The sequence below is a fragment of the Alcaligenes sp. 1735tsa3 genome, from assembly GCF_024134565.1.
GTDB lineage: Bacteria > Pseudomonadota > Gammaproteobacteria > Burkholderiales > Burkholderiaceae_B > Alcaligenes > Alcaligenes phenolicus.
Genome location: NZ_CP099862.1, coordinates 3233825 through 3255142, shown reverse-complemented (window position 1 = coordinate 3255142; position 21318 = coordinate 3233825). Strand labels below are relative to the sequence as shown.

16 protein-coding genes, 2 tRNA genes and 3 rRNA genes are annotated in these 21318 nt (G+C 54.7%); 11 read left to right on the top strand and 10 right to left on the bottom strand.

The window, feature by feature from the left end:
* Positions 1–965 precede the first annotated feature (965 nt).
* The 6 genes from NIZ92_RS15090 (at position 966) to NIZ92_RS15065 (ending at position 7341) form a co-directional block, all read left to right on the top strand.
* Positions 966–2502 (top strand): 16S ribosomal RNA (locus NIZ92_RS15090).
* A 93-nt stretch (positions 2503–2595) separates the two neighbouring features.
* Positions 2596–2672, top strand: a tRNA-Ile gene (locus NIZ92_RS15085).
* A gap of 11 nt (positions 2673–2683) precedes the next feature.
* A tRNA-Ala gene (locus tag NIZ92_RS15080) sits at positions 2684–2759 on the top strand.
* A 377-nt stretch (positions 2760–3136) separates the two neighbouring features.
* Positions 3137–6020, top strand: a 23S ribosomal RNA gene (locus tag NIZ92_RS15075).
* A gap of 181 nt (positions 6021–6201) precedes the next feature.
* A 5S ribosomal RNA gene (gene rrf / locus NIZ92_RS15070) occupies positions 6202–6314 on the top strand.
* Together the 16S, 23S and 5S rRNA genes with 2 tRNA genes alongside form the textbook arrangement of a ribosomal RNA operon.
* Before the next feature lie 661 nt (positions 6315–6975).
* The gene (locus NIZ92_RS15065) at positions 6976–7341 is read left to right on the top strand and encodes a hypothetical protein (RefSeq protein WP_009459779.1); all 366 of its coding nucleotides are present in this window, start codon (positions 6976–6978) and stop codon (positions 7339–7341) included.
* Between the two features lie 191 nt (positions 7342–7532).
* Here NIZ92_RS15065 and NIZ92_RS15060 read toward each other — a convergent pair whose 3' ends face one another.
* From NIZ92_RS15060 to NIZ92_RS15050, 3 genes are all read right to left on the bottom strand, one after another.
* Entirely contained in the window at positions 7533–8111 is a 579-nt protein-coding gene (locus NIZ92_RS15060) for a hypothetical protein (protein WP_254002197.1), read from the bottom strand.
* An 18-nt stretch (positions 8112–8129) separates the two neighbouring features.
* Complete coding sequence (locus tag NIZ92_RS15055; RefSeq protein ID WP_254002196.1) at positions 8130–9575, bottom strand: deoxyribodipyrimidine photo-lyase; 1446 nt, start codon at positions 9573–9575, stop codon at positions 8130–8132.
* A 107-nt stretch (positions 9576–9682) separates the two neighbouring features.
* Entirely contained in the window at positions 9683–9961 is a 279-nt protein-coding gene (locus NIZ92_RS15050; protein ID WP_009459783.1) for an SWIB/MDM2 domain-containing protein, read from the bottom strand.
* Positions 9962–10279: 318 nt separating this feature from the next.
* Between NIZ92_RS15050 and pyrC the strand changes: the two genes are divergently transcribed.
* Both pyrC and NIZ92_RS15040 read left to right on the top strand, forming a co-directional pair.
* Positions 10280–11338 (top strand): dihydroorotase, encoded by a 1059-nt coding sequence (pyrC, locus tag NIZ92_RS15045; protein ID WP_035271903.1) that lies wholly within the window; start codon positions 10280–10282, stop codon positions 11336–11338.
* Positions 11339–11425: 87 nt separating this feature from the next.
* On the top strand, positions 11426–12226 hold the full coding sequence (locus tag NIZ92_RS15040; protein WP_254002195.1) for a hypothetical protein: 801 nt from the start codon (positions 11426–11428) through the stop codon (positions 12224–12226).
* Positions 12227–12230: 4 nt separating this feature from the next.
* On the opposite strand, the gene ruvB is transcribed toward NIZ92_RS15040, so the two are convergent.
* On the bottom strand, positions 12231–13301 hold the full coding sequence (gene ruvB / locus NIZ92_RS15035) for a Holliday junction branch migration DNA helicase RuvB (protein WP_003803078.1): 1071 nt from the start codon (positions 13299–13301) through the stop codon (positions 12231–12233).
* A 201-nt stretch (positions 13302–13502) separates the two neighbouring features.
* Between ruvB and NIZ92_RS15030 the strand changes: the two genes are divergently transcribed.
* Positions 13503–14462, top strand: a complete 960-nt coding sequence (locus tag NIZ92_RS15030; RefSeq protein ID WP_088450737.1) for a threo-3-hydroxy-L-aspartate ammonia-lyase — start codon at positions 13503–13505, stop codon at positions 14460–14462.
* A gap of 275 nt (positions 14463–14737) precedes the next feature.
* Here NIZ92_RS15030 and ruvA read toward each other — a convergent pair whose 3' ends face one another.
* The 6 genes from ruvA to NIZ92_RS15000 form a co-directional block, all read right to left on the bottom strand.
* Entirely contained in the window at positions 14738–15319 is a 582-nt protein-coding gene (gene ruvA, locus NIZ92_RS15025; RefSeq protein WP_254002194.1) for a Holliday junction branch migration protein RuvA, read from the bottom strand.
* An 18-nt stretch (positions 15320–15337) separates the two neighbouring features.
* Entirely contained in the window at positions 15338–15883 is a 546-nt protein-coding gene (gene ruvC, locus NIZ92_RS15020) for a crossover junction endodeoxyribonuclease RuvC (protein WP_003803085.1), read from the bottom strand.
* A gap of 1 nt (position 15884) precedes the next feature.
* The gene (gene purH, locus NIZ92_RS15015) at positions 15885–17477 is read right to left on the bottom strand and encodes a bifunctional phosphoribosylaminoimidazolecarboxamide formyltransferase/IMP cyclohydrolase (RefSeq protein ID WP_254002193.1); all 1593 of its coding nucleotides are present in this window, start codon (positions 17475–17477) and stop codon (positions 15885–15887) included.
* 26 nt (positions 17478–17503) lie between these two features.
* Positions 17504–17743 (bottom strand): helix-turn-helix domain-containing protein, encoded by a 240-nt coding sequence (locus NIZ92_RS15010; RefSeq protein ID WP_003803089.1) that lies wholly within the window; start codon positions 17741–17743, stop codon positions 17504–17506.
* A gap of 55 nt (positions 17744–17798) precedes the next feature.
* On the bottom strand, positions 17799–18794 hold the full coding sequence (gene dusB, locus NIZ92_RS15005; protein WP_035271912.1) for a tRNA dihydrouridine synthase DusB: 996 nt from the start codon (positions 18792–18794) through the stop codon (positions 17799–17801).
* A 96-nt stretch (positions 18795–18890) separates the two neighbouring features.
* The gene (locus NIZ92_RS15000; RefSeq protein WP_254002192.1) at positions 18891–20051 is read right to left on the bottom strand and encodes an FAD-dependent monooxygenase; all 1161 of its coding nucleotides are present in this window, start codon (positions 20049–20051) and stop codon (positions 18891–18893) included.
* 126 nt (positions 20052–20177) lie between these two features.
* Here NIZ92_RS15000 and NIZ92_RS14995 point away from each other — a divergent pair, with 126 nt between their 5' ends.
* A complete protein-coding gene (locus tag NIZ92_RS14995; RefSeq protein WP_226349517.1) occupies positions 20178–20627 on the top strand; it encodes a hypothetical protein in 450 nt (149 codons plus the stop codon).
* Positions 20628–20967: 340 nt separating this feature from the next.
* Positions 20968–21303 (top strand): hypothetical protein, encoded by a 336-nt coding sequence (locus NIZ92_RS14990; RefSeq protein WP_003803097.1) that lies wholly within the window; start codon positions 20968–20970, stop codon positions 21301–21303.
* Positions 21304–21318: the final 15 nt, after the last annotated feature.

The window sequence follows — 21318 nt, the reverse complement described above, 5'->3', positions numbered from 1 at the left end:
TGATGAGTTTCGCTGTCTCTATATATAGAGAAGGGGCTATTAGGCGACTGGAGAATATCTAGCCAATTTTCACGAGAAAAACAGCGGTTTGGTCTGGAAGATGCGGTTGAGGATGGGATGGCCGCTACCAGGGGAAAAAAACTGAAGTTAAGCTAAAAATTATTTTTATAGTTATTCCTTATTGTTATCAATGATCTAAGTGTTTTTGAAGGGTTTCTGCTTCTTAAATGCCAAGAAAAACCCCATGAAACGCTTGCAAAGCGGAAAATCGTCGTGCTATAGTTCTTTTCTCGCTGCAGCACACACAGGGTTTTCCCCGAAGCGCCGCAGAGAGCAGTTAGACAAGTTTCACCGCCTTGGCCAAGAGGCCCGCACCGAAGCTTGAATGACTGGTCAGAAAACTGACAGGGTGTAAAACCCGGAGCTTGACAAATCAGAAAATTCTGTGTTAAAGTTCTAGGTTCTGCTCCAGAGAACGCAACGTTAAGTTTTTAAGCGGTTTTGCAGGTTGAAACGGTTTTGAAAATTTACCCTTGTTTGTGAAGTTGGGTGGTTAGCCTCACGGTTGATTGTTCAGCAGGTAGAAAGGAACGAAAGTTCTGGTTTAAGCGAGACGAGTTGGACGGTTTTAAAACTTTCTAACTTCTTCAAAAAAACGCTTGACACACTGCCTGATCTGCTTCATAATCTCGTTTCTCTGCTGCTAACACAGCAAGGCACGAAGCGCTAGGCGCGACGAGCCAGCCGGGTTAGTCAGTAGAACGACAGGCAACTGTCACTGCTCTTTAACAATTAACAGCCGATAAGTGTGGGCGCTTGGAATGAGCGAGTCGAACCCTTCGGGGATCGCCACAAGTTTGTATCAAGTGCTCACAAACGAAAGATGAAGAATTACCTTGTGTAACTCTGAATTTTTCTTTGAGACACAATCGGTCTCGTCGCAAGACGGGACAACCACAGAGATTAAACTGAAGAGTTTGATCCTGGCTCAGATTGAACGCTAGCGGGATGCTTTACACATGCAAGTCGAACGGCAGCGCGAGAGAGCTTGCTCTCTTGGCGGCGAGTGGCGGACGGGTGAGTAATATATCGGAACGTGCCCAGTAGCGGGGGATAACTACTCGAAAGAGTGGCTAATACCGCATACGCCCTACGGGGGAAAGGGGGGGATCGCAAGACCTCTCACTATTGGAGCGGCCGATATCGGATTAGCTAGTTGGTGGGGTAAAGGCTCACCAAGGCAACGATCCGTAGCTGGTTTGAGAGGACGACCAGCCACACTGGGACTGAGACACGGCCCAGACTCCTACGGGAGGCAGCAGTGGGGAATTTTGGACAATGGGGGAAACCCTGATCCAGCCATCCCGCGTGTATGATGAAGGCCTTCGGGTTGTAAAGTACTTTTGGCAGAGAAGAAAAGGTATCCCCTAATACGGGATACTGCTGACGGTATCTGCAGAATAAGCACCGGCTAACTACGTGCCAGCAGCCGCGGTAATACGTAGGGTGCAAGCGTTAATCGGAATTACTGGGCGTAAAGCGTGTGTAGGCGGTTCGGAAAGAAAGATGTGAAATCCCAGGGCTCAACCTTGGAACTGCATTTTTAACTGCCGAGCTAGAGTATGTCAGAGGGGGGTAGAATTCCACGTGTAGCAGTGAAATGCGTAGATATGTGGAGGAATACCGATGGCGAAGGCAGCCCCCTGGGATAATACTGACGCTCAGACACGAAAGCGTGGGGAGCAAACAGGATTAGATACCCTGGTAGTCCACGCCCTAAACGATGTCAACTAGCTGTTGGGGCCGTTAGGCCTTAGTAGCGCAGCTAACGCGTGAAGTTGACCGCCTGGGGAGTACGGTCGCAAGATTAAAACTCAAAGGAATTGACGGGGACCCGCACAAGCGGTGGATGATGTGGATTAATTCGATGCAACGCGAAAAACCTTACCTACCCTTGACATGTCTGGAAAGCCGAAGAGATTTGGCCGTGCTCGCAAGAGAACCGGAACACAGGTGCTGCATGGCTGTCGTCAGCTCGTGTCGTGAGATGTTGGGTTAAGTCCCGCAACGAGCGCAACCCTTGTCATTAGTTGCTACGCAAGAGCACTCTAATGAGACTGCCGGTGACAAACCGGAGGAAGGTGGGGATGACGTCAAGTCCTCATGGCCCTTATGGGTAGGGCTTCACACGTCATACAATGGTCGGGACAGAGGGTCGCCAACCCGCGAGGGGGAGCCAATCTCAGAAACCCGATCGTAGTCCGGATCGCAGTCTGCAACTCGACTGCGTGAAGTCGGAATCGCTAGTAATCGCGGATCAGAATGTCGCGGTGAATACGTTCCCGGGTCTTGTACACACCGCCCGTCACACCATGGGAGTGGGTTTCACCAGAAGTAGGTAGCCTAACCGTAAGGAGGGCGCTTACCACGGTGGGATTCATGACTGGGGTGAAGTCGTAACAAGGTAGCCGTATCGGAAGGTGCGGCTGGATCACCTCCTTTTAGAGCGAATGGCTCGCAAAGCGAAAGCGTCCACACTTATTGGCTGTTAGTTAATGTCATGACCATTGAAGGTATCGCCCACTGGTGATAGATGGGTCAGTAGCTCAGTCGGTTAGAGCACCGTCTTGATAAGGCGGGGGTCGTTGGTTCGATTCCAACTTGACCCACCAACGATTACCTCGGGGGATTAGCTCAGCTGGGAGAGCACCTGCTTTGCAAGCAGGGGGTCGTCGGTTCGATCCCGTCATCCTCCACCACCGCTTTTGTGGTTGGTTGTCGATACAGCAAGGTTCATGACAGAGTATAGGGCACAGGCCAACAGCGGTTGACCTGGCGCTAGATTCAACGAAGAGTGTTCTTTTTAAAGAATACTGCTCGTTGGGTTATGCAACCCACGAATTGCTCTTTAACAATTAGGAAGAAGCACAACGAAGGTGTGTTGTCTAATAAACGCAAAGCGAATTTCGCCTTGTGATGACAATACACGGGTTGTGATTGCAACAGAACAAATTATGTTCAACGAAAGTTCTCAAAAATATAGACGTTGTTCAGTCTTCGGATTGGATAACAGCTAAGGATTGATGAACGGCAACAACGTATACTCATATTCCTATAACAGCATCAAGCGTTATAGGATCAAGCGAATAAGTGCATATGATGGATGCCTTGGCGATCACAGGCGATGAAGGACGCGGTAGCCTGCGAAAAGCTACGGGGAGCTGGCAAACAAGCTTTGATCCGTAGATGTCCGAATGGGGAAACCCACCGTAGTAATACGGTATCCCATGCTGAATACATAGGCATGTGGAGGCGAACCGAGTGAACTGAACCATCTCAGTAACTCGAGGAAAAGAAATCAACCGAGATTCCGGAAGTAGTGGCGAGCGAAACCGGACCAGCCTGGATGTTTTAGCGTAGTGAATAGTCGAATGGAATGGAAAGTCCAGCCGTAGCAGGTGATAGCCCTGTAGGCGAAATTCAGTACGTGGAACTAAGCATCGAACAAGTAGGGCGGGACACGTGAAATCCTGTCTGAATATGGGGGGACCATCCTCCAAGGCTAAATACTCGTGATCGACCGATAGTGAACCAGTACCGTGAGGGAAAGGCGAAAAGAACCCCGGAAGGGGAGTGAAATAGATCCTGAAATCGTATGCATACAAACAGTAGGAGCACCTTCGTGGTGTGACTGCGTACCTTTTGTATAATGGGTCAGCGACTTACATTCAGTGGCAAGCTTAACCGAATAGGGGAGGCGTAGCGAAAGCGAGTCCGAATAGGGCGATTCAGTCGCTGGGTGTAGACCCGAAACCAGGCGATCTATCCATGGCCAGGTTGAAGGCACGGTAACACGTGCTGGAGGACCGAACCCACTAATGTTGAAAAATTAGGGGATGAGCTGTGGATCGGAGTGAAAGGCTAAACAAGCCTGGAGATAGCTGGTTCTCTCCGAAAACTATTTAGGTAGTGCCTCGTATATTACTGCCGGGGGTAGAGCACTGTTATGGCTAGGGGGTCACAGCGACTTACCAACCCATGGCAAACTCCGAATACCGGCAAGTACAGTACGGGAGACAGAGCACCGGGTGCTAACGTCCGGACTCAAGAGGGAAACAACCCAGACCGCCAGCTAAGGTCCCTAACTATGGCTAAGTGGGAAACGAAGTGGGAAGGCATAGACAGTCAGGAGGTTGGCTTAGAAGCAGCCATCCTTTAAAGAAAGCGTAATAGCTCACTGATCGAGTCGTCCTGCGCGGAAGATGTAACGGGGCTAAGCCATAGACCGAAGCTGCGGATGTGTACTTTAGTACACATGGTAGGAGAGCGTTCCGTAAGCCTGTGAAGGTGTTCCGTGAGGAATGCTGGAGGTATCGGAAGTGAGAATGCTGACATGAGTAGCGATAAAGGGGGTGAAAAGCCCCCTCGCCGTAAGTCCAAGGTTTCCTGCGCAACGTTCATCGGCGCAGGGTGAGTCGGCCCCTAAGGCGAGGCAGAGATGCGTAGCTGATGGGAAGCGGGTTAATATTCCCGCACCGTCGTAGAGTGCGATGGGGGGACGGATTGCAGAATGTTATCGGGGTGTTGGATGTCCCCGTTGGCGCATCATAGAAGGCACTTAGGCAAATCCGGGTGCGTAATTCAAGGGTGTGACTGGATAGAGCTTCGGCTCTAAACTAACTGGAAGCAGTTCCAAGAAAAGCCTCTAAGCTTCAGCTCTACGAGACCGTACCGCAAACCGACACAGGTGGACGGGATGAATATTCCAAGGCGCTTGAGAGAACTCAGGAGAAGGAACTCGGCAAATTAATACCGTAACTTCGGGAGAAGGTATGCCTCATTAGTGTGATGTGCCTGCGCACAAAGCATGAAGAGGCCGCAGTGAATCGGTGGCTGCGACTGTTTACTAAAAACACAGCACTCTGCAAACACGAAAGTGGACGTATAGGGTGTGACGCCTGCCCGGTGCCGGAAGGTTAAGTGATGGGGTGCAAGCTCTTGATCGAAGCCCCGGTAAACGGCGGCCGTAACTATAACGGTCCTAAGGTAGCGAAATTCCTTGTCGGGTAAGTTCCGACCTGCACGAATGGCGTAACGATGGCCACACTGTCTCCTCCTGAGACTCAGCGAAGTTGACATGGTTGTGATGATGCAATCTCCCCGCGGCTAGACGGAAAGACCCCATGAACCTTTACTGTAGCTTTGCATTGGATTGTGAACCGGCCTGTGTAGGATAGGTGGGAGACGTTGAAGCGTGGTCGCCAGATCGCGTGGAGTCATCCTTGAAATACCACCCTGGTCTGTTTGCGGTTCTAACCTAGGTCCCTAATCGGGATCGGGGACCGTGCATGGTGGGCAGTTTGACTGGGGCGGTCTCCTCCTAAAGTGTAACGGAGGAGTTCGAAGGTACGCTAGAGACGGTCGGAAATCGTCTTGATAGTGCAATGGCATAAGCGTGCTTGACTGTGAGACTGACAAGTCGAACAGGTACGAAAGTAGGACATAGTGATCCGGTGGTTCTGTATGGAAGGGCCATCGCTCAACGGATAAAAGGTACTCTGGGGATAACAGGCTGATACCGCCCAAGAGTTCATATCGACGGCGGTGTTTGGCACCTCGATGTCGGCTCATCTCATCCTGGGGCTGTAGCCGGTCCCAAGGGTATGGCTGTTCGCCATTTAAAGAGGTACGTGAGCTGGGTTTAAAACGTCGTGAGACAGTTTGGTCCCTATCTGCCGTGGGCGTTGGATACTTGACGGAGCCTGCTCCTAGTACGAGAGGACCGGAGTGGACGTACCACTGGTGTATCGGTTGTCATGCCAATGGCATTGCCGAGTAGCTACGTACGGAAGAGATAACCGCTGAAGGCATCTAAGCGGGAAACTCGTCTGAAGATTAGGTATCCCGGGGGCTTGACCCCCCTGTAGGGTCGTCCGAGACCAGGACGTTGATAGGCTGGGTGTGGAAGTGCAGTAATGCATGTAGCTAACCAGTACTAATTGCCCGTGTGGCTTGATCCTATAACCCTTGAGGTTGTAGTGAGTTAAGTTGTTGACCACAGAACGTAATATTGAAGTGCAGCGCAACCCGCGCTTGACACCTTCGTAACCGCTGCTAGTTGATCCGTACTGATCGCTAGCGGTGTGCTTCTTCCAATTGGCTGGGGCGTCCCTTAAAAAGACGACTCGGCAACCAGTTACGCTTGACGACCATAGCAAGGTGGTCCCACACCTTCCCATCCCGAACAGGACTGTGAAACGCCTTTGCGCCGATGATAGTGGACGGACGTCTGTGAAAGTAGGTCATCGTCAAGCTCTTATTCCTCAAAACCCCCGCAAGCATCCCTTGCGGGGGTTTTGTTTTAGGCGTCGACAAAAGCGCAGGCTACCGGCCTGTCTCGGATTGCTCGAAGGCCTGACCCTGGACCGCCCGGTTCAGGCGCACCGCCACCCCTCCTGGCCCGTTCTGGGCTGCGTGTATTCCGTGTTCTTACCGACGCCGTTTGGCCTAAGCCTAGTAGGTTGGTCATGGAATCCTGTCCCTGCCCCCTAGGATTGGCGTTCAATCCGTCGTTGCTTACCTGCAGGGTGGTCGGTCGTTCTACTCTTGCTGTGCTGACTGTCTGTTGTTGAGACGTGGCGACAGGCCACCTCTTCTTCTTCTTCTTCTTCTTCTTCTTCTTCTTCTTCTTCTGCTGCTGCTGCTGCTGCTGCTGCTGCTGCTGCTGCTGCTGCTGATTGCCCCGGGTAGTGACTCTGATCGGCATGAGGGGGGGCCTGCTCTATGACCGGCGCGCATAACGTTTATTGCTTCAGCAACTGCATAGAACGTGACTGGATCATAGAAGCGGCGTTTCACACGCCGCTTCTTCTGCCTGGATGGTGGTAGCTCTGCCACTGTCATACGGTTAATGCTCAAAGTATGGGTAAAATAGTTCGGTATAGTTATTGTTAATGCTTGTTTCAGGAGAACCGAATGAATCAGCCCATTAGCCCCGAGCTTGAACCAGGCTTGTCGCTGCGCAAGATTACGCACATCTGCTATGGCTTGTTTTCTTTGGCTATGATCAGTGCAGGTATCTTCGGTGCTGCAGCTGTAGCAGCTGTGATTCTGGCTTACGTCAAACGCGGTGATGCATCGGGCACTATTTATGCCAGCCATCTGGATTGGGTCATCAAGACTTTCTGGTGGGGACTGTTGTGGGTGGTGTTGAGTGCTTTGCTGACGACCATCTTTATTGGTTGGGTAACCGCTCTGGTAGCCATGGTATGGATCATCCACCGTCTGATTAAAGGCTGGTTGGCTTTGGCAGGTGGTCAGGCTCTGGGCCACGACTACTAACGCGATCCCATTTCAGTAGTGTTCTGGCGTAGCCCAGAAAGAAATATTTAAAAGGTGCTCAGATGAGCACCTTTTTTTATTTGATGTTGCTTTGCTTGGGCTTGCTCAGATTTGGCCAGCATCTGCTTGGCTATGCACCCTGGTTCAGGCCCTTGGTCGGTGCGTTTCGCTTATCCCTGTTGAGGAAGACTTTAAGGTGCCAGCAGGTGGATCTGTTCGACATGCATATGATGCAGGCACTCACGCAGCAGCAAAAGATAAATACCCAGGTTTTGATTATTGACCAGCTGATGGATATTTTCCAAAGAGCCCGCGTTGATCATTTTCAGGCTGACCGCTCCTTGGCTGGCTGCTGCATACAGGGTGAACAGGTCGTCAATCATGTCCCGATTAAGAGTGTGCTGCTCGCTGCCTTGAGCTTCTGTGAGCCAGACGCCAAGCTCTTCAGCAAACTCCCCAGCGGCAAACACCATGAACTGACGCAGATCCAGGCGGGCTGGCATGATCGCGTCTTCCACGACCTCGATAGCATGTTCCAACTGCGCTGCGCGCGAGCTGGAGTCTGCGAAACAGCTTGCCAAGAGCTGGACCCCACTAAGTTCCGGGAAGTGCTCGGTATGAACAGGGACACCTTTATGAGCCATGCTTATTTCGGCGTGATCGGAGCCGAAATCAAGGATAGCCACTTGTGCTTGAGGATGAGCGGTTTGCAGGTTTTGCAGTAATACCGGGGTACTGGCTGGAGGTGGTGGTCGGGAGCTGTCTGACATAAATATCCTTAAGGTATTTCAATCCGTTTGCTCTTGCTCTCCTGCTTGCTTGAATAGCGCCAAAGCAAGATGCCGTTGTGTGTCGTGATCCACGATGGGGGCCGGGTAATCCTGTCCCAGCCTGAATTCGATAGGAAGCTGCTTGGCCTGCCAGGGGGCATGCACGGCCTGCTTGTCCAGGGACGCCAGCTCAGGGATATAGCGTCGTATGAATTGCCCCTCTGGATCAAATTTACGCGATTGGGTGATGGGATTAAAGATGCGAAAGTAAGGCTGCGCATCACATCCGGTAGAAGCGGCCCATTGCCAGCCTCCCACATTGGAAGCCATATCGTAATCAAGCAGCTTCTGAGCGAAATATTGTTCACCCCAACGCCAGTCTATCAGCAAGTCTTTCACCAGAAAGGACGCGCTGATCATACGGAGCCGGTTGTGCATATAGCCTGACTGGTTCAATTGACGCATGGCGGCATCCACAATCGGGTAGCCGGTCTGGCCTTCTTTCCAGGCCTGGAACCAGTCTTCGCGATTAGGGAAGGGCAGATCCTTGTAGGCGGGCTTGAAGCTCTCTGAGGCCGTTTCAGGGTGGTGCCACAGGAACTGTTGATAGAACTCTCGCCAGATCAATTCGCTCAGCCATGTTGCTGCGCCCTCGGAGTCGCTGGGCCAAGCTAAAGATACCGCCTGGCGGATCGAGAGGGTTCCAAAGCGTAGATGGGGGGCCAGATAGGATACCCCTCGTTTGGCTGGAAAGTCTCGGCGCTCCTGGTAAGCGTGGATTCTGGGTTCGAATTCTTCCAGCAAGGTTTGGGCGCCTTGCCAACCGGCGGGGTTCAGTAGTTTTGCGCGAGACTCGTCTTGAAAGCCCAATTGCTCCAAGCCAGGCAAGGCTTGCTCGGGCAGCGCGGCCCATTGGCCTTGCGAGCAGTCGTATGCTTGCACATTTTCAGATTGGATACGCGCCAGCCAATTGCGCTTGTAGGGCGTAAAAACCGTGTAGGGCTGCTTCTGTTGGGTCAGGATTTCATCCTGCGCAAAGATCACCTGGTCCTTGAATAGCTGCAGTTCCATGCCTTGTGAGGATAGAGCATGGCTGACAGCCCGATCCCGCGTGATGGCCGCAGGCTCGTAGTCCTCGTTTGTATAGACGGTTTTTGCATTCAGGCTGATCGCCAATTCTGGAATTTTCTGTACAGGGTCCCCATAAACCGTGATCAGATCACTGCCATTTTGACGCAGCTGCTCCTGAACCTGTAGCAGGCTGTCGTAGATAAAAGCCAGTCGGACATCATTGGCGGGTAAGGATTGCAGGATGGTGCTGTCAAAGACAAACACACAGGCTACAGGCAAACCACTTTTCAAGGCATGGTGCAAGGCAGCATGATCGTGCAAACGTAGATCACGGCGTAGCCAGCACAAGGCGCGTGGGGGTTGAGCGGGTGGGGTAGAGACTGAAATCGACATGAAGACGAGAAAGCAGCGGACTTGATGCCGCCAAATGAAAAAAGGGCCGCGGCTGAAAGCTCAGCGGCGCGGCCCGATATTGCCAGAGGTGCCTGGGCACCCCGTGCTTATTTCAGGTGAGCGCTGACCAGCTTGGTCAGTTCAAACATGGAGACCTGGTCCTTGCCGAACAAGGGGCGCAGCTTGGCGTCGGCATTGATGTTGCGACGGTTCTTGGGATCCTGGAGATCGTGTTTCTTGATGTATTCCCAGATTTTCTTCGTAACTTCAGTACGCGGCAGCGCGCCAGAGCCAATCACCGCAGCCAGTGTTGGGCTAGGAGTGAGTGGTTTCATGAAGGCTGCATTGGGTTTGCGGGTAGCAGGCTTTTTTTCAGTGCTGGCCATGAACGGAACTCCTGAGAAACGAGTTGAAGGGGCGGGTTATGCGTTAGGGCACGACTTGTCTGTCAGCATACCGTGATACTCCCGATACGTCCAAGTCCTTTGTGAGCAAGAGCTTTGCGGGTCTGTAAGCAGATTTTCCAGTGTTTACAGGCTGCTGCAACGCACTATGGATTTGGGTTCGGGATTCCTGTGCCAATCATGCGCAGCACAGGTAGCTGTAGCATAATGATGGATTCGGCCTGCTGAAAGGCAATTGTGGCACCTGTTGCTTTATTGACGGTTCAAAGCACGGGCCTTTGTTTGATATTGAGTAAAGATATGAGCCCTACTGTGGATACCCTGGTCATTCGTCGTCCTGATGATTGGCATTTGCACCTGCGCGATGGCGCTGTGTTGGAATCGGTCTTGGGCCATACCGCGGCACAATTTGACCGGGCTATCGTCATGCCCAACCTGACGCCGCCCGTTACCGCAACGGCACAGGCTCTGGCCTACCGCGAGCGTATCCTGACCGCTTTGGCCAAAACTGAGTACGCTGGCAAGTTTGAGCCTTTGATGACCTTGTACCTGACCGACAATACTCAGCCAGAGGAAATTGTCCGTGCCAAGGAAAGCGGAGTTGTGCATGGCGTCAAGCTGTATCCTGCCGGTGCCACCACCAACTCCGACGCGGGCGTGACAGATTTGTTGAAGAACTGTTCCAAGGTGCTGGCCCAGATGCAGGAATCGGGTATGCCTTTGCTGATGCACGGAGAGGTCACAGACCCCAGCATCGACTTGTTCGACCGGGAAGCCGTATTCATCGAGCGTGTGATGATCCCCATGCGCAAGGCCTTCCCCGAACTGAAAGTGGTGTTTGAGCACCTGACCACGGCAGAGGGCGCTGCCTATGTGAGCCAGGCGGAAGGCCCGGTTGCCGCAACCATCACCGCCCATCACTTGCTCTATAACCGTAATGCTTTGTTCCAAGGCGGTTTGCAGCCACACTGGTACTGTTTGCCTGTCTTGAAGCGCGAGAAGCATCGCCAGGCCCTGGTTGATGCTGCCACCAGCGACAGCAATCGTTTCTTCCTGGGTACAGACAGTGCACCACACTCGCGTAGCCGCAAAGAACAAAGTTGTGGCTGTGCGGGCTGTTATACCGCACTGCACGCGATGGAGCTGTACGCATCGGCTTTTGACAAGGCTGGCCGTCTGGATCGCCTGGAAGCCTTTGCCAGCTTGAATGGCCCTGCTTTCTACGGTCTGCCCGTCAATGAAGGAACAATGACCCTGCAGCGCAGCCAGTTCACGATCCCCGAGTCTGTGGAGATGGCCGGTGAGCCATTGATTCCTCTGGCTGCCGGTCAAGCCCTGGACTGGAGTGTGGTGAGCTAAGGATGACAGAAGCCGCCTGGCTCCAGCGTCTTTACTAGCGCTGAGTCAGGCTGCTCTGGATACCTGGTTTCACCGCGAGATACCGTCGTGGAAACTGCTTTTCTTGATGTGGCGTGGTCTGCCTTGGCAGTCCGCATGGCCGCCACCGCTTTGGTTGTTGTTCTGGTGTCGTGGTCAGTGGGCGCATTTGGCCCATTGATTGGTGGTGCTCTGGCGGGTTTGCCCATGGTGTTGGGCCCCGGCTTCTATTTTCTGTCCCAGCAGTTCCCCGCCGATTATGTGCAGCAGGCGGCAACCTATGCCGTGTATTCGCTTAGTGCGACTCAGCTGTTTTTGCTGCTCATCATTCTTTGTGCTCCCACCTTGTCGCCTTGGCGCACCTTATTGTGTGCGGTCGCTGGTTGGGCGGTGGCCGCCTTGCTCTTGTCCTTCATGCCGGTGCAACCTGTGTTGGGGCTGGCTTTGTTTATTGCTGTGACTGCGGTCAGTTTGCGCGTGTCGCGCCGTCTGGCCGGCATGAAAGGGAACAGCAAAGCAAAGGCGGGCTGGGGTTTGCTGATATTCAGAGGGGCCTTGGCAGGACTTCTGGTTGCTATCGTGACCACCAGCAGCTCTTTGCTGGGGCCGAGCTTGTCTGGGCTTATCATGGCTTTCCCCATTGGCTATACCGTGGTCGCCGTGACCATTCACCAAACCTTGGGTGCAGCCAGCTTGGTCGCGACGTTGCGTTCGGCCTTGTGGGGAACAGGCAGTCTGGCGGGGTTTTGCACCACGCTGGCGTTGACCTTCACGCATCTACACTGGCTGACAGCCTTGCTGTTGGCTGCCGCCGTGTCGATTGCGATTACCTTGCTGTTGGTGTTCCGCCCCTGGGCTCGCCGGGGCTAAGCGCTTATTCTGCGTCGAACAGATCCTGACCCTGCGTGTTGCGTGGCGGCGTGAGCCCCAGGTGACGCCAGGTGTTCAGGGTAGCAATGCGGCCTCTTGGGGTGCGTTGCAAAAAACCATGCTGGATCAGATAGGGTTCGATCACATCTTCGATCGTGTCGCGTTCTTCACCAATGGCAGCCGCCAGGCTGTCTACTCCAACCGGCCCACCGTCGAATTTATGCACGATGGCCTCCAGCAATTTTCTGTCCATCAAATCCAGGCCTTGTGGGTCCACTTCCAGCATGGACAGGGCGGCCTGTGCGCATTCGGTATGGATGATGCCGCCGGTTTTGACTTCGGCGTAATCGCGTACTCGGCGCAGAAGTCGGTTGGCAATACGCGGGGTGCCACGCGAGCGGCGAGCAATTTCGTAGGTGCCTTCATCCGTCGTGCTGACATTCAGTAACCCGGCACTGCGCGCCACGATATGCGTCAGGTCTTTGACGTCATAAAACTCCAGACGGGACACAATGCCAAAACGGTCACGCAAGGGGTTGGTCAACATGCCGGCACGAGTCGTGGCACCGACCAGGGTGAAGGGCTGCAAATCCAGTTTGACGCTGCGTGCTGCCGGGCCTTCGCCAATCAGGATGTCAATTTGAAAGTCTTCCAGTGCCGGATACAGAATTTCTTCGACGACGGGAGACAGGCGATGGATCTCGTCAATAAACAGGACGTCGTTAGGTTCCAGGTTTGTCAGCAAGGCGGCCAGATCACCGGGGCGCTCCAGCACGGGGCCGGAAGTCTGGCGCAGGTTCACGCCCATTTCATGGGCAATGATGTGGGCCAGCGTGGTTTTACCCAAACCGGGAGGGCCAAACAGCAAGACGTGGTCCAGCGCTTCCTGGCGTTGGCGAGCAGCCGCAATAAAGATTTCCAGCTGTTCGCGCGCCCGAGCTTGCCCGACATAGTCCTCCAGCATCTTGGGTCGCAAGGCGCGTTCGATGGACTCTTCGTTGGGTGACAAGGGTTTGGGCGTAATGATGCGCTGTTCAGAAGGCAGGCTGGAGAGCGAATCGGAATGTATGGCCATGATGACTACGCTGATTGAATATACAGTATGGTACACCAAGCACCCACCGCCTGAGTATCAGGGCACATGGCAGTGTGCATGGAATGCGTGGGCAAATCGGTCATCCGTAGCAGCCAGGCTGGATTTGTCCGGCCAGCGCTAGGCTGCTTCGCATGGCATCGCGCATAATGTGGGTTGGAGTTTTTAATCGAGATTTTAGCCATGTCCCTGGAATTACCTGATTTTGCTGATGTTGTAGCCGCCGCTGAACGCTTGGCGCCTGTGGCACACCGCACACCGGTCTTGACTTCCGCAACCTTGAACGAGCGCCTGAATGGCGAAGTCTACTTCAAGTGCGAGAACTTTCAGCGTATTGGTGCTTTCAAGTTTCGCGGTGGCTTCAATGCGCTGGCGCAGTTGAACGAGCAGCAGAAGAAAGCAGGGGTCGTCGCTTTTTCCTCGGGCAATCATGCGCAAGCTGTGGCCCTGTCGGCCAAGCTCTTGGGGATACCGGCCACCATCATCATGAATTCGGATGCTCCGGCTGCCAAATTGGCGGCAACGCGTGGCTACGGTGCCAAAGTGATCGAGTACGATCGCTTGACCCAAGATCGTGCCCAAATTGCACAAGAGCTGGTCGAGCGTGAAGGGCTGACCTTGATTCCTCCCTTTGCGCATCCTGATGTGATCGCGGGGCAGGGGACGGCGGCACTGGAGCTGTTTCAGGACGTGCCGGACTTGCAGCAGTTCTATGTTCCATTAGGGGGCGGTGGCTTGCTGTCGGGCTGCTTGCTGGCCGCCAAGGCTATGGCACCGGCTTGTGAAGTCTTTGGTGTTGAGCCGCAGGCTGGGGATGATGCCCAGCAGTCCCTGCGTAGTGGGGAGATCGTCAAGATTGCTCCGCCTGCATCGATTGCTGATGGGGCGCTGACCCAAGCTTTGGCACCCATGACGTTTGAGCTGATTCGCAGCATGATTACAGATATTTTGACGGTGCCTGATACCGAGCTGGTTCAGGCCATGCGTTTCTTTGCAGAACGCATGAAGATGGTTGTGGAGCCTACAGGTTGCTTGGGTGCCGCGGCGGTAATGCGTCAGGGTGATTTGCAAGGCCGCAAGGTTGGCGTACTGATCAGTGGTGGGAATGTGGATGTATCCGCCTTGGGGCGTCTGCTTGCTTGATGAATTGAGTAGTTCGTAAACATAGGCATTTATCTTGCCTATGTTCCAAAGCGCAGGTCAAACTGGATTGGCAAACGAGCAAACGAGCAAACGAGCAAACGAGCAAACGAGCAAACGAGCAAACGAGCAAACGAGCAAACGAGCAAACGAGCAAACCAGTAAGTCGGCAAATCATTGCATCAATAAGAAGCTCAGCCACCGCGCGGTTGCGCGAACAGAAAAAAGCCGGGCCGTTCATATGAACGGCCCGACTTTTTATACATAGCAGTGTCGTCTCAAGCGCGTGACAGCGATTTCAACGCCTGTTTGATCCCTTCTGACACATCAATATCATCCGGCAAGGCTTTGACAGCAACACTGGCTTCCTTGTTGGAGTAGCCCAATGCTTCCAACGCGTGCAGCACATCATCACGGCTATTGGGAACGGCGCTGACTGTACAGCCGCTGCCCAGGTCTGCACCCAGCTTGCCACGCAGCTCCAGCAAAAGACGCTCGGCTGTTTTCTTGCCTATGCCTGGAATCTTGACCAGACGGGACGTTTCCTGGCGCGTAATGGCATCAGCCAGTTCTTCTGCACTCATGCCCGAGAGCAAGGACAGGGCGGTGCGGGCACCAATGCCCGTGACTTTGATCAGTGCCTTGAAGGTGCTGCGCTCGTTCAGGCTGGAAAAGCCAAACAGCACGTGAGCATCTTCACGAATAGCCAGATGGGTGAACAGATTGACCTGTGCGCCCAGCTCTGGCATTTGGTAGAGCGTACTCATAGGTACATCGATTTCATAACCGACCCCCCCCACATCCACACAGATGGTAGGCGGCTGTTTTTCGATCAAGGTACCCCGGATGCGACCTATCATGACATTCCTTCTGGAGAGTTAACCCAAGATCCGGCCAGCGCGAATGCGACGGCGCGGCCCGGTGGTGATGGCTCCGCTTTTTTGCAGGCCGCCCACCACACTGCTGTGATGAGCATGACTGATGGCGCAGGCCAGAGCGTCGGCCGAGTCCGGTGCGGGCAGGCCGTTCAGCTGCAAGAGCCGCTGGACCATCAGCTGGATTTGTTCTTTGGCAGCATGGCCGCTGCCGGTGACGGTTTTCTTGATCTGCAACGCTGTGTATTCATGTACATCCAGGCCGCCTACGGCCAACGCACATAAAGCGGCGCCCCGTGCCTGCCCCAGCAAAAGGGTAGAGGCAGGGTTGCTGTTTACAAAGACTTTTTCGATGGCAGAGGTATCGGGCTTGCTTTGCTCAATCACCTCGGTGATGTGAGTCAGAATCAGCTTTAGCCGCTCTGCAAGAGGCAGATCAGGCGGGACCACGATGGTCCCGCTGGCCACATAGCGCAAGCTGGGCCCCTGGGCGTCGATCACTCCGAAACCAGTGCGACGCAAGCCAGGGTCTATGCCCAGGATTCGCATATTAGTGACGGAAGTGGCGTGTGCCGGTCAAGACCATGGCAATACCACGCTCGTTGGCGGCGGCAATGACTTCGTCATCACGCACGCTGCCGCCGGGTTGAATCACGCAGGTGGCGCCTGCTTCGGCAACTACATCCAGACCATCACGGAAGGGGAAGAAAGCGTCGGACGCAACCGCCGAACCCTGCAGGGTCAAGCCAGCGTTTTCAGCCTTGATGGAGGCGATGCGGGCGGAGTCCACACGGCTCATCTGGCCAGCGCCTACACCCAGGGTCATGCCTTGACCGCAGAACACGATGGCGTTCGATTTCACGTACTTGGCCACGTTCCAGGCAAACAGCATGTCTTGCATTTGCTGGGCGGTGGGCTGTACTTGTGTCACGACCTTGAAGGCTTCGGTGTTGTCGCGGAAGGTGTCGGGCGTTTGCACCAACCAGCCGCCGCCGACACGTTTCACGTCGAAAGCGTTGTGAGCCTGACCGGGCTGAATGCTCAGCACGCGCACGTTCTTTTTCGCGGCAAACACGTCCAGAGCACCTTGCGTGTAGGAAGGTGCCAGCAGCACTTCTACAAACTGGCTGCTGATCGCCTGGGCAGCGGCTTCGTCCACTTCACGGTTGAAGGCAATAATGCCGCCAAAGGCCGACGTTGGGTCAGTTTGGAACGCTTTGCGATAGGATTCTTCGGCGGTTTCGCCCAGAGCTACACCGCAAGGATTGGCGTGCTTGACGATGACGCAAGCGCCCGCGTCAAAGCTGCGGACACATTCCCACGCGGCATCGGCGTCAGCAATATTGTTGTAGGACAGTTCCTTGCCCTGTAGCTGCTTGTAGCGACCCAGCAGACCTTCGCCAATGGTGCCGTCTGTGTAGAAAGCCGCGCTTTGATGCGGGTTCTCGCCGTAGCGCAGAGTCTGTTCCTGTTTGAGCTGAATGGTCAGCACATTGGGCCAGGTGTTCACTTCGGGGGCGCTGTCCTGGGCAGGCTCAGCCTGAGCCAGGCTGGTGAGGTAAGCCGCAATAGCACCGTCGTAAGCGGCGGTGTGGGCGTAAACCTTGGCGGCCAGTTCCAGACGCAGGCCATAAGAAGGGTGACCAGCAGGGCCATCCATATCAGCCAGTACGCGTTCGTAATCGACAGGGTCAATCACCACACAGGCGCCGCCTTCAGGCGTACCGTGGTTCTTGGCAGCAGCGCGCAACATGGCGGGGCCACCAATATCAATGTTCTCTACCGCATCGGCAAAGGTGCAACCCGGCTTGGCAATGGTTTCACGGAAAGGGTAGAGGTTGACGACCAGCAGATCGATACGGTCAATGCCGTGCTCTTCCAGAGTGTTCAAATGTTCGGCGCTGTCGCGACGCGCCAGCAGGCCACCGTGAATTTTTGGATGCAGTGTTTTGACACGGCCATCCAGAATTTCTGGCGAACCGGTGTGCTGGGCCACTTCGGTAACTGTCAGGCCAGCTTGGGCCAGCAGCTTGGCGGTGCCACCAGTGGATAAAAGCCGCACTCCGCGTTGGGCGAGTGCTTGGGCAAATTCGACAATACCGGTTTTGTCGGAGACAGAGAGAAGAGCTGTCTGGATTTTCATGGAAGGTGAGACGTGAGAGTTAGGAATCAGGGTTGCAGATTGTGGGCGCTGAGCTTCTTGCGCAAAGTACTACGCGTGATGCCCAGCATTTCTGCGGCCTTGGATTGGTTGCCCGCGGATTTCTCCAGGGCAACTTGCAGGACAGGCCGTTCCACGCAGGAGATGACCATCGACAACAGATCGCGTGGCTCGGATTCGCCCAGATCGGCGAAGTAGCGTTCGAGGCGTTCACGTACGGACTGTTCTAGTGGGTTGGTCGTTGACATTTTTTTCTGAAGGTATACGTAGTACTTAAATACAAAAGAGCCACACAGCTGTCTGTTATTGCAGGTAGGGCTGGTCCAGGTCGCATTCTTGAAACCAGTGAGTAATGGCTTCTAATTGATCTGCACAGTTTTCGATACGATTAATCTGGTCCAGCCAGTGTCGGGAGTCCGGCATATCCGACAAATACCAGCCTATATGCTTGCGGGCAGTACGTACTCCAGTGTGCTGCCCATAGAAAGCGTAATGGTCTTGCAGGTGTTCGATCATGCAATCGCGCAGTTCGCCGAAGGTGGGGGCTGCACGATGTTCGCCATGTTCGAGGTAATGCAGGATTTCCCGGAAAATCCAGGGTCGTCCTTGCGCGGCTCGACCGATCATGACGGCATCCGCTCCGGTGTACTCTAGTACGAATTTTGCCTTTTCGGGACTATCGATATCCCCATTGGCGATGACCGGAATAGAGAGGCTGTTTTTGACTTCGCGTATGGTGTCGTATTCGGCGTGGCCCTGGTAGAAGTCGCAGCGGGTGCGGCCATGCAGAGTCAAAGCGGCGATGCCGATATCCTCGGCCAAGCGGGCAATACGAACAGCATTGCGCGATTGCGCATCCCAGCCGGTGCGGGTCTTGAGTGTAACCGGAACCTGGTAGGGAGTACATGCCTTGACAACGTGTTCAAGGATTTCAATGATGCGTGGCTCGTCACGCAAGAGGGCGGAACCCGAGGCCACGTTACAGACTTTTTTGGCCGGACAACCCATATTGATATCAATGATGCGAGCGCCTTTGCCGATATTGAACACAGCGGCTTCGGCCATCATTTCAGGGTCGGAACCGGCAATCTGTACAGCCACCGGATCCGCTTCACCCTCGTGATTCAGACGTCGTGACGTTTTCACGCTATCCCACAAGCGCTTGTTGCTGGCGGCCATTTCCGAGACGGCATAACCGGCGCCCAGCGTCTTGCACAGACGACGGTAAGGTCTGTCTGTGACTCCAGCCATGGGGGCAATGAAAATAGGGTTAGGAAGGGTCCAGGGGCCGATACGCATGGGGAAGATTTTAACCCTGCGACACGGGTTCGTGGGCAAGGACTTACAAGAAGAATAAGGGGTGGCCCCGCATCGGGGCCTGTAACGCAGGTGGGCCTAGGCGCGCATTCCTTGCAGCAACTGCCGGGCAAATGGCTGCCGGGCGAAGGGCAGGGTGTCCATGGCCAACAGTCCCAGACCACATGCATGCTGGATCAATGGATTCCTGGTGGCGAACAGACGCGGCAAGGTGTCGGTGATGGCAGCGGTCAACCAGCGATCCGGGCGACGCAAACGGGCATAGCGGGCCAAAAAGGGATCGGGGTTCTGGCTGCAATCTGCTTGCCAGGCGGCCAGACACTGTGACAATTGTGCGACATCACGCAAGCCCAGGTTCAGACCCTGACCGGCAACCGGGTGCAAGGTCTGGGCGGCATTGCCTACTGCCAGCAGGCGTTCGGACAAGCGACTGGGGCCAGCATGAAAGGCAAGCGGGAAGATGTGACGCTTGGACACCAGCTCCAGATGTCCCAGGCGCTCTCCAAAGGCTTGCAGCATGGCGGCCTGGAACTCTTGAACAGGCAGCTCGGCCAAGGATTGGCTGCGTTCCGGGCTATTGCACCAGACGATGGCATATAGATCGGGAGCGTCAGGGTGGGGCAGAGCTGCAAAGGGGCCGTGCTCGGTGAAGCGCTCGTAGGCCCAGCCGGTTTGAGGCTGGCTGGCGCGCACCGTCGTCAACAAGGCATGTTGACCATAATCGCGTCGCACGCCGGTAGGGCGGACGCCATCACACTGTACGGCAATCAAGGCTGTGGCCTGACCCGCATCGTGGTCGAGCAGAATCTGTTTGGGGGCGGAGTGGGTGCGGGCTTGCTGAGCGGGCAGTAGCGTAACGCCGCTGTCCCGGAGCCGGGCGTGCAAGGTCCAGAGCAAAGCATCGTAATGAACCACGGCGCCCAGGTCAGGTACGCCCAGTTCGTCGGCCTGAATCAGACAGCGACCCAGGCGTCCTTTTTGGGAAACATGCACGGTGCGCATCAGGGCGGCACGCTCGGGCCAGGCTTTGAGCTGATTCAGAATCAGACGACGGCTGCCGTGATTGAGGGCCAGCGTGCGTGGATCGCCCTGAGCATGTTCGGTGCTGGCCAGATCGAAGTTTTTCCCCAGAACGGCAATGCGTGACGGGCTTGGGTGCTGGGCAGCCAGCATTAGCGCCAAAGATGCGCCTACGGGACCGGCGCCACAAATGGCGATGTCGTAGTCGGTGGCATTCATGGGGGACCTCATGACGGCAAGGAAGTAATTCAGGTATTGTACGGGAAGGTGGCTGTCAAATTGGCTTTAAGCAAATGACAGCTGTGCGCAATGGCTGGCAGCACAAGCCCGGATCGGATGCCCTGCATGTCTCAGCAGACTTTGTCATTTGAACAGACCAAACCTTTTCGCCATAAAGTCACCGCCGCGTGGCTGTCTCTTTTATTAGGTATGGTGGGTGCGCACCATCGCTATCTGGGCAGACGCTTTTGGTATGTCCCTTTGGTGTTTACTGGCCTGGCCATTCTGGGAACGCTGGTGTTTCAGCAGGGGCTGGATTCGTTATTTCCCAATTTGCTGATCTTGCCTGTCAGTGCCGGGATTATCGAGGCCGTGATTCTGGCGCTGCGTAGCCCCGAAAAGTTTGACGCCCTCTACAACCCGCAAAGCGATCAGCATAATCAGCATGGCTGGCCCAGTGTGTTGACGGCAGTGGTGTCTACGGTTGCCTTTGCCAACATCAGCCTGTTCTGGCTGGTACACATCATCATGGCCTTTTATCGCTACATGGGCTGGCTGGATTTGTCTGTGTATTAAACACATCAAGTGCCTTGTAAAGTAAAGGTTTTTCACAGGGCTGCCCTTGTGGCGCTGCCTTGCGCACGTTACAATACGGGTTCTTTGGTTTTATAGGAGCTGTGTGGTGAATCCCGACCCCGGCGACAGTGCTAGTCGATCTATGTTCGACCTATCTATGTCCAGGCGCGTTCAGGCCCGCTGATTCCTTCACAGCTTGCCGCGTCCTGGAAGTTTCAGGGCGTGGTATCTCAGGCGGCTGTTCTGCTGTCTTAAATTCCCCGCCATTTCATTCTCTAGAAAGCCTTTGGCTTTCCGAATCCTGATGTGTTGCAACTTTTATGTGCAATAGGGGGAATGTATGCGTATTTTTGATCTCTTTTTGCGCCGTGCCGGCATCCAGGCTTCTGCCCTGCGTGCTCGTGCCCCTTTGTCCGTCTCCCGTTTGACGGTTGTCTGCCCTCGTGGCGATCTGGCCCAGATCCGGCGTCGTATTTACTCGGACCTGAATACCGCAGGCATCCGCGTGGCCAATGTGCAGGTAGACCATTCCGATACGCACGATACCGCGTGCGTGACCTTGACTTGCCCGCCTGAACTGCGTGCAGAACTGATGCAGCGCGCCCGGCTGATTCGGGATTATCCCGGTGTGCTGAATGTGAAGTGGGCAGGGCGGGAGCGTATTGCTATAAACTAAACCGCAACTGGATTT